Annotated in this window: 12 protein-coding genes; 3 read left to right on the plus strand and 9 right to left on the minus strand. The window is 74.1% G+C overall.

Going from position 1 to position 14761, the window contains the following annotated elements; genetic code table 11:
- Positions 1-6 precede the first annotated feature (6 nt).
- Positions 7-678, minus strand: coding sequence for a GNAT family N-acetyltransferase (locus ACIRRS_RS30335; protein WP_402977425.1), 672 nt, complete (start codon positions 676-678; stop codon positions 7-9).
- The gene (locus ACIRRS_RS30340) at positions 567-2480 is read right to left on the minus strand and encodes an IucA/IucC family protein (RefSeq protein ID WP_402977359.1); all 1914 of its coding nucleotides are present in this window, start codon (positions 2478-2480) and stop codon (positions 567-569) included. The genes ACIRRS_RS30335 and ACIRRS_RS30340 overlap by 112 nt, the downstream gene beginning before the upstream one ends.
- Before the next feature lie 267 nt (positions 2481-2747).
- On the opposite strand from ACIRRS_RS30340, the gene ACIRRS_RS30345 reads away from it, so the two are divergent.
- On the plus strand, positions 2748-3929 hold the full coding sequence (locus tag ACIRRS_RS30345; protein ID WP_402977361.1) for a hypothetical protein: 1182 nt from the start codon (positions 2748-2750) through the stop codon (positions 3927-3929).
- A gap of 37 nt (positions 3930-3966) precedes the next feature.
- Positions 3967-5079 (plus strand): trypsin-like serine peptidase, encoded by a 1113-nt coding sequence (locus ACIRRS_RS30350; RefSeq protein WP_402977364.1) that lies wholly within the window; start codon positions 3967-3969, stop codon positions 5077-5079.
- A gap of 67 nt (positions 5080-5146) precedes the next feature.
- On the opposite strand, the gene hflX is transcribed toward ACIRRS_RS30350, so the two are convergent.
- The 5 genes from hflX to miaA all read right to left on the minus strand — a co-directional run bounded on the left by hflX (position 5147) and on the right by miaA (position 11999).
- Positions 5147-6652 carry a GTPase HflX gene (gene hflX / locus ACIRRS_RS30355; protein ID WP_402977366.1) on the minus strand — a complete coding sequence of 502 codons (1506 nt, stop codon included), beginning with the start codon at positions 6650-6652 and terminating at the stop codon, positions 5147-5149.
- A gap of 208 nt (positions 6653-6860) precedes the next feature.
- Positions 6861-9065, minus strand: coding sequence for a RelA/SpoT family protein (locus ACIRRS_RS30360; RefSeq protein WP_402977368.1), 2205 nt, complete (start codon positions 9063-9065; stop codon positions 6861-6863).
- Between the two features lie 225 nt (positions 9066-9290).
- Entirely contained in the window at positions 9291-10199 is a 909-nt protein-coding gene (gene dapF / locus ACIRRS_RS30365) for a diaminopimelate epimerase (protein ID WP_402977370.1), read from the minus strand.
- A gap of 123 nt (positions 10200-10322) precedes the next feature.
- The gene (locus ACIRRS_RS30370; protein ID WP_402977372.1) at positions 10323-10835 is read right to left on the minus strand and encodes a hypothetical protein; all 513 of its coding nucleotides are present in this window, start codon (positions 10833-10835) and stop codon (positions 10323-10325) included.
- A gap of 228 nt (positions 10836-11063) precedes the next feature.
- Positions 11064-11999 (minus strand): tRNA (adenosine(37)-N6)-dimethylallyltransferase MiaA, encoded by a 936-nt coding sequence (gene miaA / locus ACIRRS_RS30375; protein ID WP_402977374.1) that lies wholly within the window; start codon positions 11997-11999, stop codon positions 11064-11066.
- A 171-nt stretch (positions 12000-12170) separates the two neighbouring features.
- On the opposite strand from miaA, the gene ACIRRS_RS30380 reads away from it, so the two are divergent.
- Positions 12171-12461, plus strand: coding sequence for an antitoxin (locus ACIRRS_RS30380; RefSeq protein WP_402977377.1), 291 nt, complete (start codon positions 12171-12173; stop codon positions 12459-12461).
- 16 nt (positions 12462-12477) lie between these two features.
- Here the strand turns inward: ACIRRS_RS30380 and ACIRRS_RS30385 are convergent, their stop codons facing one another.
- Together ACIRRS_RS30385 and miaB are read right to left on the minus strand one after the other, a co-directional pair.
- Positions 12478-13176: a class III extradiol dioxygenase subunit B-like domain-containing protein gene (locus ACIRRS_RS30385; RefSeq protein WP_402977379.1), complete on the minus strand. Its 699-nt coding sequence runs from the start codon at positions 13174-13176 to the stop codon at positions 12478-12480.
- Between the two features lie 74 nt (positions 13177-13250).
- Positions 13251-14753 carry a tRNA (N6-isopentenyl adenosine(37)-C2)-methylthiotransferase MiaB gene (gene miaB / locus ACIRRS_RS30390; RefSeq protein ID WP_402977382.1) on the minus strand — a complete coding sequence of 501 codons (1503 nt, stop codon included), beginning with the start codon at positions 14751-14753 and terminating at the stop codon, positions 13251-13253.
- Positions 14754-14761: the final 8 nt, after the last annotated feature.

A 14761-nucleotide genomic window follows, 5' to 3' on the forward strand; every position in this document is an offset into this window, starting at 1 on the left:
GGCGTCCTAAGAGGGCTGGGCGGATCGGGCGCGGACCATCAGGGCCGCGCGCTTGTCGGGCAGGTCGAGTTCGGCGTCGGCCCGGAAGCCGGCCCGTTCGAAGGCGCGGACGGAGCGCCGGTTGCGCACGTCCGGTTCGGCCACCACCCGTTCGCAGGCGTCGAGTCGGCACAGGAGCAGCGCGGCGACGGCGGTGATCAGGACGGCCCCGAGCCCCCGCCCGCGCGCCGTCGTGGGGCCGAGGAGCAGGTGGATCCCGGTGTCGTGCGGTCGCGCGGGGTAGTGCCGGGCGAGCGGGTCGAGGTCGGCGCGGTAGACCTCCCAGTAGCTCATCGGCTCGCCGTCGAGCAGCCCGAGGCAGGGCACGCTGCGGCCGTCGCCCTCGAGTTGGGGGCGCAGGTGCGCCTCGGTGACGGCGGGCGGCCCGGCGAGCTGCCAGAACTCGGCCACCTCGGGGTCGTTCATCCAGGCGACGAGCGTCTCCAGGTCCTGCGGGAGCCGGACGGGCCGGAGTTCGAACGCGCCGGCGAGGGTGGGGGTGGCGCCCCACCGGGCGGGGTCGATGGTCATCGGGCGTCCGCCAGCGGGTTGGGGATGTCCACGTACACGGACTGGGTGGCGACGGGGCCGACGAGTTCGTCGAGCCCGTTGATCCGGGTGAGCAGGTTGGCCTTGCAGGGCAGGGTGGGCGCGTCCAGCATCAGCGCGGGCAGCGCCGAGCCGGTGGCGGTGGCGCGCGGGCCGGCGAGGAAGCGGCGCAGCCCGGCGAGCAGGACGGTCTCGTCGGCGAGGCCCTGGCTGCCGAAGGCGCCGATCAGGCCGAGGACGTGGTTGATGCCGAGGTAGTAGGCGAAGTGGTGGTCGATGACCTCGTCGGGGAGGAAGGTGTCGCTCTCGGTGCCGAGCCCGGGCAGCCGGGCGGTGAGCCGGTCGGCGGCGCTCTCGCGGTAGTAGAAGCCCTGGTTGTCGCGGTAGTGGCCGCCGAGGGGCCAGCCGTCGGCGTCGAGCCGGACGAGGCTGTTCTGCTGGTGGGCCTCCAGGGCGATGCCGCCGCGGCCGTCGAGCCACAGGACGGGCAGGACGACGGCGTCCAGGTAGCGCAGGAACCATTCGGCGGAGACGGTGGGCAGCGGCCGGCCGGTGCGGGCGGCGAGGGCGCGCAGGGTGTCGCCGAGCCGGGAGGGGACGCTCTCGCCGGTGCCGCGCGGCTGTTCGGCGACGAGCCCGGCGACGCAGAACACCCGGTCGGCGGGGGCGAAGGGCTGGGCGCGCAGGACGGTGTCCAGGCCTCCTGGGTCTCCGAGACCGGGGTGGTCGACGCCGATCCAGGCCGGGTCGCGGACGATGTCGAAGCCGGGGTGGGCGGCGTGCCACTCGGCGGCGAGGCCGCTCTCCAACAGCCGGTGCATCTCCACTCCGCGCAGGAGTTCCTTGCGCAGGTTCTCGCGGCGGGAGTTGGTGATCCGCAGGCCGAGGGAGAGCTTGAGCATCCAGGGGGTGCCGGGCCGGTAGACGGTGCGCACGGAGGAGGTGGGGTGCCAGGGCTCGCCGGCGGGGCCGAGGTCGTGCAGCAGCCCGTCGGCGAGGAGGGCGGCGACGGCGGGGCGGTGGGCGAGTTCGCGGGCCTGCCAGGGGTGCAGGGGCAGGGCGGCGGTGCCGGGCGGCAGGGTGAGGGCGTCTCCGAGGAGGGCGGCGGTGAGGCGGTCGGCGCTGTCGCCCGTGGCGGAGCCGGAGGCGAGGAGGGAGCGGTCGACGGCGTACCAGTGGACCTGGAAGGAGCCGTGCAGTTCGGGCGAGTAGGCGGCGCTCTGGGCGGGGCCGAGGCCGTCGCGGCTCTTGGGGGTGGGGTGCAGCGGGTGGCCGAGGAGGAGGGCCTGTTCGGCGGCGAGGAAGCGGGAGCGCTCGGGGCCGCCGGGGGCGACGGCGCCGCGGTGGTGGGCGAGGATGTCGGCGGTGCGCACGACGGAGTCGGCGACGCGGGCGGCGAGGTCGGCGACCTGCCCGGGGTCGGGGCGGTCGGCGGCCGCGGCGGCGAGCAGCGCGGCGGTGGTGACGGCGTCGACCGGGGCGTCGGCCCTGCCCTGGCCCGCGCTGTCCCCGCCGGCGCCGAGGACGGCCCGGCCGAAGCGGTGCCAGCCGGCGGGCGACCAGTGGCGTACGGGCGCGCTGAGCCGGGCGGCGCCGCCGAGGACGTCGATGCGCAGCCGTCCGTCCGGCCCGGGCCGGGCACCGGTCTCGCGCGCCCAGCACCGCAACAGGGCCTCCACGGCGGCCTGTTCGGCGGCGACGGCCGGGTCGGGGTGCAGCAGCGGATCGGGCCCGCACGGGTGGTCCTGGCTCAGGGAGTCCGCGGGCGGCGTCAGCGGTACGGGCGGGGCTCCGGTGAGGGCGGTGCTCAAGGCTGCTCCTTGGTGCGCGTGGGGGTGCCGACGCGCGGGTGGCGGTGCGCGGGCCTGTGGCACCCGCATCCGTCGCGTCATCCGTCGCGTCAGGTAAGGGTTACCTATCCATGACGGGTGATCACAAGGACGGTTCACTCGTAAGGGTGAAGATCGGTGATAGTCGGCCATGGGCGCCGCGAAGCCTGCTGCGTCGCCGGAGCGGGCCCCTCCGGGTCACGGATCGGTGACCCCCGGGGCGGTCCGCAACCCGGGGGGCGGCGACCGCCGTCGTGTACGGCGATGGAAGACTCCTGGGCGGCGAACCGCCGTTCCACCGCCCGACCGAGCACAGGGGGATGTGCCCAGATGCCTAGGATCCACCGGTCAGCCCTGGCCGCCGCCGTGGTCGCGGGGACGCTGCTCGCCGCGAGCGCCTGCGGACCGGACGGCCCGGCGGGCGACAGCGGCTCGACGGTGGCCGAGCCGCCGCCCGTCTCCGTGAGCGCCTCGCCCGCCGCGATCACGCTGCCCTCCGGACTGCCGAGCAGCCTGCTGGAGGGCCTGCCCAGGACCTGGGACGACCTCAAGAAGTGGAAGTTCGACGACTGGGACAAGTGGGCGTCCAAGCACGTCTTCAACAACCCGGTGGTGAAGGACTTCTGGGACCCGGACAAGATGGGCGACTCCACGCCCGCCGACCCGGCCCCGCCCACCGCCAAGCCCTCCCCCGCCACCCCGAAGCCGTCCACCGACGAGGGCGTGACGGATCCGGAGCCGCCGCTGGTCAAGGCCGTGGCGGTGCCCCGCCCGTACACCGGGCAGCCCTCCGGCAAGGTGTTCTTCAGCGCCAAGGGCGGCCGCGGCAACTGCTCGGCGACGGTGATCACCGACCCGCAGCACCCCGGGAAGAGCAACCTGGTCTGGACGGCCGGCCACTGCGTGCACGAGGGCAAGGGCGGCGGCTTCTACAAGGACCTCGTGTTCGTGCCCGCCTACAACAACTCCGGCGCCTCCACCGGCGGCAAGCGCGCCCCGCTGTCGGAGCTGGCCCCGCTGGGCACCTGGTGGGCCGAGCAGGTCACCACCTCGCCCCAGTGGATGGTCGAGGGCGGCGGCAGCGGCGACGCGGCCAACCAGTACGACTTCGCGGTGATGCGGGTCCACAACCAGGGCGACACCGGCAAGTCCCTGGAGGAGACGGTCGGTTCGGCCGTCCCGGTCTGGTTCGACGCGCCCCGCGACCAGCTGAAGGTGGCGGCCGTCGGGTACCCGCTGGCCAAGCCCTTCGACGGCCAGGAGCTCTACCGCTGCGAGGGCGGCAGGCCGACCAGGCTCTCCTTCGACGCCAAGCGGCCGACCATGCTCACCATCGGCTGCGACATGACCCAGGGATCCAGCGGCGGCGGCTGGTTCGCCACCATGCCGGACGGCCGGACGGCCCTGGTCAGCAACACCTCGATCGGCACCCAGGGCCACACCTCGCTCAGCGGCCCGTACCTGGAGGCCGTCGCCCGGACGGCGCTGGACTGGATCTCCCACAAGCAGTAGCGCCGCAGCACGGAACCACCACGGGGGAACCACCAGCATGCCCAGCACCACCGGCCGAGCAGCGCGCCGGGCCACCACGGCCGCCGCCGCGCTGCTCGGCGCGCTCGCCCTCACCGTGACGGCCTGCGGCCCGGACGCCGCCCCCGCCGCCGATCCGCCCAGCGCCCTGCCGAAGGCGGCCCCGACCAGCCTGGGCGACCTGAGCGGCTGGAAGCTGGAGGACTGGGCGAGGTTCACCGCCGACAGCGCCTTCCGCAACGACGTGGCACCGGGCTTCTGGACCACCGCCCGGATGGAGGCCGCCAAGGCCCGCCTGGTGCAGGAGTACTCCCTCACCTCCCCCGCCAAGGGCGAGGTCCAGCGCGACGCCCCGCCCGCCGCCGTGAAGGCCGCGCCGCAGCCGCACCCGTACGCCCCGGCCACCGCCGTCGCCGGCCGGATCTTCGCGACCGCGCCCAGGGGCGACGCCGCCTGCTCCGGCACGGTGGTCTCCGACCCGCTCAACCCGGGCCGCAGCAACCTCGTCTACACCGCCGCGCACTGCCTGCACGAGGGCAAGGGCGGCGGCTGGCTCAGGAACCTCGTCTTCGTCCCCGGCTTCAACCGGGACGGCCAGGCCGCCCGCGGCAAGCCGTACACCGACCAGCAGGCCGCCCCGTACGGCCGCTGGACGGCGGTGCGCGCGCTGGTCTCGCCGACCTGGCTGCAGGAGGGCGGCGTCGGCGCGCACGACCAGTACGACTACGGGATCGTCCGGGTCCGCGGCGAGGGCGCCACCTCGCTGGAGGAGGCCGTCGGCGGCTCGGTGCCCGTCTGGTTCAACGCCCCGCGCGAGCAGATCACCTCGGCCGCCGCGTACGGGTTCCCGGTCGAGAGGCCGTACGACGGCCAGGAGTTGCAGCACTGCGACTCCGCCGCGGCCCCGGGTCGGCTCTCCTTCGACCGCACCCGCCCGCCGATGTACGTGATCGGCTGCACCATGACGGGCGGGGCGGGCGGCGGCGGCTGGTTCGTCACCCGGGACGGCAAGCCCAACCTGGTCAGCGTCACCTCGCTGGGCAACCGCAACCCGTTCGAGTACCTGGCCGGGCCCTCGCTCCAGGACCAGGCCAAGCAGGCCTTCGACTACTTCACCAAGAACGTGCGCTGAGAACGCGCGCCGCGGACATGCGTCGGCCCCGGACGGAAATCCCGTCCGGGGCCGGCGCGAAGCGGTCTCAGCCCTGCAGGGCCACCGCGAAGTACTCCAGCTCGGCGGCCAGTTCGGCCGGCACCTTGGCGTGCAGCAGGGTGCCCTCGCCGGTGTGCTCGGTGGCGATCAGCTCGCCCTCCGCGTGCACCCGCGAGACCAGCGCACCCTGGGTGTAGGGCACCAGGGCCCTCACCTCGACGGCCGGGCGCGGCAGTTCGTCGTCGATGAGCGCCAGCAGCTCCTCCATGCCGGCGCCGGTGCGGGCCGACACCACGATGGCGTGCGGCTCGCGGCGCAGCAGCCGCTGGAGGACCTCCGGGTCGGCGGCGTCCGCCTTGTTGATGACCACCAGCTCGGGGACGTTCTGCGCGTCGACCGAGACGATGACCTCGCGGACGGCGGCCAGCTGCGTCTCCGGCTCGGGGTGCGAGCCGTCGACGACGTGCAGGATGAGGTCGGCGTCGGCGACCTCCTCCATCGTCGAGCGGAACGCCTCGACCAGGTGGTGCGGCAGGTGCCGGACGAACCCGACGGTGTCGGCGAGGGTGTAGAGCCGCCCGCTCGGCGTCTGGGCCCGGCGCACCGTCGGGTCCAGGGTCGCGAACAGGGCGTTCTCCACCAGCACGCCGGCCCCGGTGAGCCGGTTGAGCAGGGAGGACTTGCCGGCGTTGGTGTACCCGGCGATGGCCACGGACGGCACCTGGTGGCGCTTGCGCTCCTGGCGCTTGGTGTCGCGGCCCTTCTTCATGTCGGCGATCTCGCGGCGCAGCTTCGCCATCTTCTCGCGGATGCGGCGCCGGTCGGTCTCGATCTTGGTCTCACCGGGACCACGAGTGGCCATGCCGCCGCCGGAGGAGCCGGAGCCGCCACCACCCATCTGCCGGGACAGCGACTGACCCCAGCCGCGCAGGCGCGGCAGCATGTACTGCATCTGCGCCAGCGAGACCTGCGCCTTGCCCTCCCGGGACTTGGCGTGCTGGGCGAAGATGTCCAGGATCAGGGCCGTCCGGTCGACGACCTTGACCTTGACCACGTCTTCGAGGTGGATCAGCTGGCCGGGGGTGAGCTCACCGTCGCAGACGACGGTGTCGGCGCCGGTGGAGGAGACGATGTCCCGCAGCTCCTGGGCCTTGCCGGAGCCGATGTAGGTGGCGGCGTCGGGCTTGTCGCGGCGCTGGATGACGCCGTCCAGGACCTCGGAGCCCGCCGTCTCGGCGAGGGCGGCGAGCTCGGCCATCGAGTTCTCCGCCTCCTGCAGCGTGCCGTCCGTCCAGACGCCGACGAGCACCACGCGCTCCAGGCGGAGCTGGCGGTACTCGACCTCGGTGACGTCCTCGAGCTCGGTGGAGAGGCCGGCGACGCGGCGCAGGGCGGCACGCTCGCTGCGGTCGTACTGGTCGCCGTCGTAGTGGCGGTCGAGGTCCTCGTCGATGGCCGCGAGGTCCTCGTCCATGAGTGCTTCAGCCCGCAGACCGTCGAGGCGGCGCGTGGCGTCGGCGTGGTCGTCGCGGGTGTCGAACGTGGAGGTCATTCTGTCCTTTGGGTGCTGGTTCGGGTGGCCTTCCGGGGGCCGTCGGTACGGCCCCGTACGGGATTCTGCCCAACCGTGGCCCAAGCTACCGTCCGGGCGTGGTGAGCAACCCCTGGGGGCCGCGGTTTCTCCGGGGCTCCTGTGCCCTGAGAACGCCGCGGACCGGCCGTGAATTCCCCTCGATGGTCGCACGTCCGTAGCCGGACGGTCACCCCCTTTTCGGCCCCGGCCGCCCCGCCGCGCCCCCCGCCAGGGCCTGCGGGCGGCTCACGTCGTACACGCCCGAGACCCGCATCATCGCCCGCATCAGACCGGGCAGCGCCCCCGGCTCGGGCAGTTCGACGGTGTAGCGGTGGCGCACCCGCAGCTGCTGCGGCGGCTCGACCTCGGCCGAGACGATGCCCACGCCCTCGGCGGAGATCGCCGCCGTGAGGTCGGCGAGCAGCCGGGGCCGGTTGAGCGCCTCGGCGTCCAGGGTGACGCGGTGGCCGGCCACCGGCTCGTCCTGCGGCGTCCAGCGCACCTCCAGCTCCGCCCGGCCGTCCGCCCGCATCCGCTCCCCGGCGGGGCAGCCGGTGCGGTGCACGGCGACGGCGCCGCCGCGGATCGGGTAGCCGGTCACGGCGTCGGGCGGGACGGGCGTGCAGCAGCGCGCCAGCCGTACGGAGGCCCCGGGGCGCCCGGCGACCTCCACGGGCGCGGAGCGGCGCTCGGCGGCCCGCCGCGGGGCCGGGGCGGGGTCCGGGGACGGGCCGGTGCGCACCACCGGCGGCCCGGCCGGGTGGTCGGCGAGCCAGCGCTCGATGGCCAGCCGGGCGGCGGGGGTGCGCGCGAACTCCAGCCACTGCGGGGACGGCCCGGAGGGCGGGGCGGAGCCGGCGCCCAGCGGCTCGGTGAGGACGGCCAGCACGTCGCCGTCGCGCAGCGCGGTGGACAGCGCGGTGAGCCGGCCGTTGACGCGGGCGCCGATACATCGGTGGCCGGTCTCCTCGCCGAGGAGGTAGGCCGCGTCCACACAGGTGGCCCCGGCCCTCAGCTGAAGCGTTTCGCCGCCCTCCGTCACCACGGTGATCTCGCGGTCCCCGGCCAGGTCCGCGGTGAGCGCGGACCAGAACGCGTCCGGGTCGGGCGTCTCCTGCTGCCACTCCAGCAGCCGGCTGAGCCAGCCGGGCCTGGCCGGGTCGGTGCGGTCCAGCTCGTCGGCGTCCGGGGCGGCGGCCGTCCGGGTCGGGTCGCCGAGCGCGACCACCCCGGTCTGGGCGACCTCGTGCATCCGCCGGGTGCGCACCAGCACCTCGACGACGGCGCCGCGCTCCAGCGCCACGGCGGTGTGCAGGGACTGGTAGAGGTTGAACTTGGGAGCGGCGACGAAGTCCTTGAACTCCCCGGGCAGCGGCGTCCAGCAGGTGTGCAGCTCGCCGAGCACGGCGTAGCAGTCGGCGTTCTCCTCGACGACGACCAGCAGCCGCCCGAAGTCGGCGGGCTGCGGGCCCTGCGGCCGCCCGTCCCGTCCGGTGACGGCGCCCCGCCTGATCAGCACCCGGTGCAGCGAGACGCAGTGCCGGGGCCGGACGGTGACCTCGGCGGCGACCCCGGCCTCGGCCAGCTGCCGGGCGAGCTGCCGGGCGAAGGGCTCCAGCAGGGCGTCCGGCTCGTCCTCGTGACCGGCCATCAGGGCGCGGGTGCGGGCGTGCTCCTCGGGGTGCAGGGTGGCGAAGACGATGTCCTCCAGCTCCGCCTTGAGCACCTGGATGCCGAGCCGCTCGGCCAGCGGGATCAGCACGTCCCGGGTGACCTTGGCGATCCGCACCCGGCTGGCCGGCTTCATGTGCCGGATGGTGCGCATGTTGTGCAGCCGGTCGGCGAGCTTGATCACCATCACCCGGACGTCGTCCCCGGTGGCGACCAGCATCTTGCGGAAGGTCTCGGCCTCGGCGGCCGCGCCGAAGTCCACCTTCTCCAGTTTCGTCACCCCGTCGACCAGGTAGGCGACTTCGGGCCCGAACCCCTCGCCCACCTGGTCGAGCGTCAACTCGGTGTCCTCGACGGTGTCGTGGAGCAGCGAGGCCACCAAGGTCGTCGTCCCGGCGCCGAGTTGGGCCAGGATCATGGTGACGGCCAGCGGGTGGGTGATGTACGGCTCACCGCTCTTGCGCTTCTGGCCTCGGTGGCTGGCCTCGGCCAGCCGGTAGGCGCGGGCGAGCAGCGCGAGGTCGGCCGCCGGGTGGTGGTCCCGGTGGACGCGCACGAGCGGTTCGAGCGCGTCGGGCACGGGCTGGCGGCCGGTCGCGAGCAGGGCGGCCCGGCCGGCCCGCCCCAGGGCGGCCAGGCCCTCTCCGAGGGGCCGTCGGGCCCCGGCTTGCCGTGCGGTCGTCGGCTGCCCCGTCAGGGACTGCCCGGCTTCGATGGTCATCGGCACCTCCGGCAGCTCGCCGGGCACTGACCCTCGAAGGGCCGGTCGCACTACCCCTCCCCCGAGGGGTGATCACCCGGTGGTCCATGCTACCGAGCAGAGCACGTTCCGCGTCGCCCTGCTTCCCCTCCGCGACCGGTATCACCCGAACGGGGGGATTCGTCACCGGCGGAAGTGGGCAAACCTGGCCCCCTGCCGGACCGTCACCTCGCGATCCGGTCGCGGTTACTTCGCAATCGAGGCCCACCAGCGCTCGTCCAGACGCCCCTCCGCCACGATCACCGCCGGGCCCGTCATCTCCACCAGCCCGTCCGGGTGTTCGGTGATGACCAGCCGGCCGCCGGGCAGGTCCACGGTGTACGAGGCCGCCTCCCCGGTGACGGCCGGGTCCGCGCCGTCCCGGCGGATCGCCGCCACGGCGACGGCGCAGGCGCCCGTGCCGCAGGAGCGGGTCTCGCCGGAGCCGCGCTCGTGCACCCGCATGGCGACGTGGCGCGGGCCCCGGTCCACCACGAACTCGACGTTGACGCCCTCGGGGTAGGCCCCCTCCGGGCTGGTGAGCGGCGCGGCGTACAGGTCGCCGGCGTGGTCCAGGCTCTCGACGAAGGCGACGGCGTGCGGATTGCCCATGTTCACGTTCACGGCCGGCCAGCTGCGCCCGCCGACGGCCACCTCGATGCCGTCCGAACCGGGCAGCCGGGCGTGGCCCATGCCCACGGTGACGTCGCCGGGCGTGCCGTCCGGCCCGTCCTCGGCGATCCGCGCGGTGCGCACCCCGGCGCGGGTGGCGATCGCCAGCTCCCCGGGCCCGACGAGGCCGGCCTCGACCAGGAACCGGGCGAAGACCCGCACGCCGTTGCCGCACATCTCGGCGATGCTGCCGTCCGCGTTGCGGTAGTCCATGAACCACTCGGCCTCGCCGGCCTGGTCCTTCGCGGCCGGGTCGTTGGCCGCGCGCACCACGCGCAGCAGCCCGTCCGCCCCGATCCCGGCCCGCCGGTCGCACAGCGCGGCGACGGCCTCCGGCCCGATGTCGAGCAGCCCGTCCGGGTCCGGGACGATGACGAAGTCGTTCTGGGTGCCGTGGCCCTTGAAGAAGGGGAGACCGGCCCGCGGAGAGGTGGATTCGCTCACCCTCCCGATAGTACTGATACTCGACCGCTCGCCTCCGGGCGCTCTTGACCCGGTGCCGACGGTCGGCGTTCCCTCGCTTCTCCCTCTCGGAACCGGCGCGCCCTTCGGCTCGCGGCGGGGGTCCTACCTCAGGTACGCGACCCGCCAGACGGCGAGCACCGAGGCGGCCAGCGCGACGAGGGTGTAGACCACGATCGCCTTCCAGCCGGCCCGCTGCCCGGAGCCGCGGCGCGGCAGCCCGGGCCACTTGTACCCGGCGTGCCGGGCGGCCATCGCGCCCCAGCCGACCGAGGCGGCGGTGAGCAGCAGCCCCAGCATCCCGACCATGGTGGCGCGCGCACCGGCCGAGCCGAAGGCGAGCGGGAAGGCGAACATCAGCGAGCCGAGGATGCCGGTCAGCGCGATCGGCAGGATCTGCCACCAGCGCAGCCGACGGCGCGGCCGGATCTCCCGCTCGTGGACAGCGCCCCCCGGCGGCGTGCGGGTGTCCAGCGCGGGCACCGCGACCGCGTACGAGGTGGGCGCTTCGAGGCCGGTCAGCACCGGGAGGTCCCCCCTGGTCGACTCGTCGAACTCCTCGGCCGGCGCGGTGACGCTCCCGCTCTGGCCGGGTTCGGGGCCGGTACCCGTCGACACACGGCCTCCCCTGACAGTTCGACACGAGCGGACTCGCGGCCTGGCCCGGTCGGCCCGCCCGGGCCGACCCCTACGGCATCGATGATGGCATGTCCAGAGGGGCCGTCCGGGCCGTACCGGGTCCGGCGGGTGATCCGTGGCCATCACGTGATCGCGCCGTGACCCCCGGTTCGTCCTGCACGGTCGGCTGCGCGCGCAGGTGCACCGTCCGAATGGCCTGAACTGGTACTAAGGGGCAGGAACTTCCTGACGGTCGATCAGTTCGAGGGACCGTTCCAGCAGTGCGACGGGGTCGGTGCCGGCCGGGCGCGAGAGCCAGGTGATCCGGTCGTCGCGGCGGAACCAGGACTCCTGGCGCCGCGCGAACCGCTTGGTGGCCCGTACGGTTTCGGCCCTCGCCTCGTCCTCGGTGCACTCCCCGGCGAAGTGCGCCAGCACCTGCTGGTAGCCGAGCGCCCGCGAGGCCGTCCGCCCCTCCCGCAGGCCGACCTCCTCCAGCGCCCGCACCTCGTCCAGCAGCCCGGCCTCCCACATCCGGTCGACCCGCAGCGCGATCCGCTCGTCCAGTTCGGGGCGCGGCACGGCCACGCCGATCTGCACGGCCTCGTACACGGCGGTGTTGCTCGGCAGGTTGGCGGTGAACGGCTGCCCGGTGATCTCGATGACCTCCAGCGCCCGGACGATCCGCCGCCCGTTGCTCGTCAGGATCGCCTCGCCGGCCGCCGGGTCCAGCTCGGCCAGCCGCCGGTGCAGCGCGTACGGGCCGGCCTCCTCCAGCTCCGCCTCCAGCCGGGCGCGCACGGCCGGGTCGGTGCCGGGGAACTCCATCTCGTCGATCGCCGCCCGCACGTACAGCCCGGAGCCGCCGACCAGGACGGGCACGCGCCCGGCGGTGAGCAGCCGGTCGATCTCGGCGCGGGCCAGCCGCTGGTACTCGGCGACGCTGGCGGCCTCGGTGACGTCCCAGACGTCCATCAGGTGGTGCGGCACTCCCCCGCGCTCGGCCGTGGTGAGCTTCGCGGTGCCGATGTCCATGCCCCGGTACAACTGCATCGAGTCGGTGTTGATCACCTCGCCGCCGAGAGTGCGGGCGAGGGCGACGGCCAGGTCGGACTTTCCGGCGGCGGTCGCGCCGACGATGCTGATCACACGGGAGCTGCTCACCGCTCCAGTCTCCCAAAAGCGCCGCCGCCCCGGGTATCGGGCTGCCGCCGGGCCGCACCTGCGCGACGATATGACTGTTTCCTCCGTTTCGGCCGACGGCCCTTCTTTGCGAACGCTTTGCCGGCCACGGACGTTGTGCAGGGAGACAGTCGAGGAAGGAATGGGATCGCCATGGGCCTGATGGACAACCTCAAGGGCAAGGCCGAGGAGCTCAAGGAGAAGGCCAGCGAGCTCGCGGGCAAGCACCACGAGCAGATCGACAGCATGGTCGACAAGGCCGGCGGCGCGATCGACAAGGCGACCAAGGGCAAGTACAGCGACAAGATCGAGCAGGGCGCGGGCAAGGCCAAGGGCGCGGTGAACGACTTCGCCCACAAGCCCGAGTCCGACCAGCCCGACCAACCGGGTCAGCCCGGTCAGTCCGGTCAGCCGGGCGGTGAGGGCGAGGCCCCGAAGCCGTAACGCCCTACGACTACGACTACGACCAGGACGCCACGAGGTACCCGACCCCGTACGGCGCGTCCTGGTAGCCGAGCCGGGCCGTGAGGCCGGCGCCCTCCGCGGCGCCGGCCAGGACCTGCCAGGGCGCCCGGCCCTCGGCCTTGAGCTCGGCGGCCAGCCCGGCGTCCAGCCCGGCCAGGGCCGACAGGTCGGCGGAGCCCAGCGCGGCGGCCAGGGCGGCGTCGAAGCCCTCGGCCCGCTCGTCCAGGTACCCGGGCGCCTTCACCGTGCGGCAGGCGCTGCCGTCGCCCATCACCAGCAGGCCGACCCTGTCGGCGAGCCCGGCCAAGCCCTGGCCGAGGCCGAGCATCCGGTCGGCGGGGGCGTCCGCCGGGACGGCGCAGGCGTGCGTCGGCAGGTCCACCCCGGCGCGCTCCAGCAGCCAGGCGCCCACGGTCAGCGAGGGCGCCAGCTCCGGCCCCTCCACCCGCCCGCCGGGCAGCTTGGCGGCCAGCGGCACCCCGTACCGGTGGAACGACCCGGCGCCGCCCTCGGTCCACACCTCGGCCTCCGGCCCGGTGCCGACCACCACGAGCAGCTCCGGCCCGGCCGCGACCAGCGCCGCCAGCGCCTCGTCACAGGCGGCGCGCAGCCCGTCCAGCTCCGGCGCCGCCCCGGCGGCGACCTCGGGGACGAGCAGCGGCGGACAGGGGCACACGGCGGCGGCTACCAGCATGTGGATCACTTTAGCGGGGAAGCCGAACGACCCGGCGGGACCACGAAGGTCCCACCGGGCCGCCCTCGGAGGATTCAGTCCCCGCAGCAGGCTCCGCCCGCCGGGGCGGCCGGCGGCAGCTCCGCCGGGGCGCCGATCTTCGGCAGCCCGAGCATCACCCCGGCCGGCTTGTCCGCCGGCTTCGCCTGCCGCTTCTCCCAGGCGTCGCCCGCCCGGGTGCGCCGCACCGCGAGCGACGGGCCCTCGGCCAGCAGGTGGTGCGGGGCGGCGTACGTGATCTCGACGGTCACGATGTCGCCCGGCCGCACCGGCTCCTCCGGCTTGGCGAAGTGCACCAGCCGGTTGTCGGGCGCGCGGCCGGAGAGCCGCTGCGTCCGGTCGTCCTTCTTGCCCTCGCCCTCGGCGACGAGGATGTCCAGCGTCCGGCCGACCTGCTTCTTGTTCTCGTCCCAGGAGATCTCCTCCTGGAGCGCGATCAGCCGGTCGTAGCGGGCCTGGACGACCTCCTTCGGCACCTGGTCCTCCATCTCGGCCGCCGGGGTCCCGGGCCGCTTGGAGTACTGGAAGGTGAAGGCGTTGGTGAAGCGGGCCTCGCGGACGGTGTGCATCGTCTCCTCGAAGTCCTCCTCGGTCTCGCCGGGGAAGCCCACGATGATGTCGGTGGAGATCGCCGCGTCCGGCATCGCCTCGCGGACCTTGCGGATGATCCCGAGGAAGCGATCCTGCCGGTACGAGCGGCGCATCGCCTTGAGCACCCGGTCCGAGCCGGACTGCAGCGGCATGTGCAGCTGGTGCATCACGTTCGGGGTCTCGGCCATCGCGGCGATCACGTCGTCGGTGAAGTCGCGCGGGTGCGGCGAGGTGAAGCGGATGCGCTCCAGGCCCTCGATCTGCCCGGCGGCGCGCAGCAGCTTGGAGAAGGCCTCGCGGTCGCCCAGGTCGGAGCCGTACGCGTTGACGTTCTGGCCGAGCAGGGTCACCTCGATGACGCCCTCGGCGACCAGCGCCTCGACCTCGGCGAGGACGTCGCCGGGCCGGCGGTCCTCCTCCTTGCCGCGCAGCGCGGGGACGATGCAGAAGGTGCAGGTGTTGTTGCAGCCGACCGAGATGGCGACCCAGGCGGCGTAGGCGGATTCGCGGCGGGTCGGCAGGGTGGAGGGGAAGGTCTCCAGCGACTCCAGGATCTCGACCTGGGCCTTGCGCTCGACCGCGGCCCGCTCCAGCAGGGCCGGCAGGTGGCCGATGTTGTGGGTGCCGAACACCACGTCGACCCAGGGGGCACGGGCGACGATGCTCTCGCGGTCCTTCTGGGCCAGGCAGCCACCGACGGCGATCTGCATGCCCTTGTTGCGGGTCTTGGCCGGCGCGAGCTGCCCGAGGTTGCCGTACAGCTTGTTGTCGGCGTTCTCCCGCACCGCGCAGGTGTTGAACACCACCAGGTCGGGGTCGCCCTCCGCCCCGGCCTTGACGTAGCCCGCCTCCTCGAGCAGGCCGGACAGCCGCTCGGAGTCGTGGACGTTCATCTGGCAGCCGTGCGTGACGACCTTGTAGCTCTTCAATCCGCTCTCACCGCTCACCCGACCAA

It is taken from the genome of Kitasatospora sp. NPDC101183 (assembly GCF_044767945.1).
Taxonomy (GTDB): Bacteria; Actinomycetota; Actinomycetes; order Streptomycetales; family Streptomycetaceae; genus Kitasatospora.

Coding starts and splice junctions, on each gene's coding strand:
- ACIRRS_RS30350 (WP_402977364.1), top strand. CDS start 3,967: ATGCCCAGCACCACCGGCCGAGCAGCGCGCCGGGCCACCACGGCCGCC.
- ACIRRS_RS30385 (WP_402977379.1), bottom strand. CDS start 13,176: ATGCTGGTAGCCGCCGCCGTGTGCCCCTGTCCGCCGCTGCTCGTCCCC.
- ACIRRS_RS30380 (WP_402977377.1), top strand. CDS start 12,171: ATGGGCCTGATGGACAACCTCAAGGGCAAGGCCGAGGAGCTCAAGGAG.
- ACIRRS_RS30360 (WP_402977368.1), bottom strand. CDS start 9,065: ATGACCATCGAAGCCGGGCAGTCCCTGACGGGGCAGCCGACGACCGCA.
- ACIRRS_RS30340 (WP_402977359.1), bottom strand. CDS start 2,480: ATGACGCGACGGATGCGGGTGCCACAGGCCCGCGCACCGCCACCCGCG.
- hflX (WP_402977366.1), bottom strand. CDS start 6,652: ATGACCTCCACGTTCGACACCCGCGACGACCACGCCGACGCCACGCGC.
- ACIRRS_RS30345 (WP_402977361.1), top strand. CDS start 2,748: ATGCCTAGGATCCACCGGTCAGCCCTGGCCGCCGCCGTGGTCGCGGGG.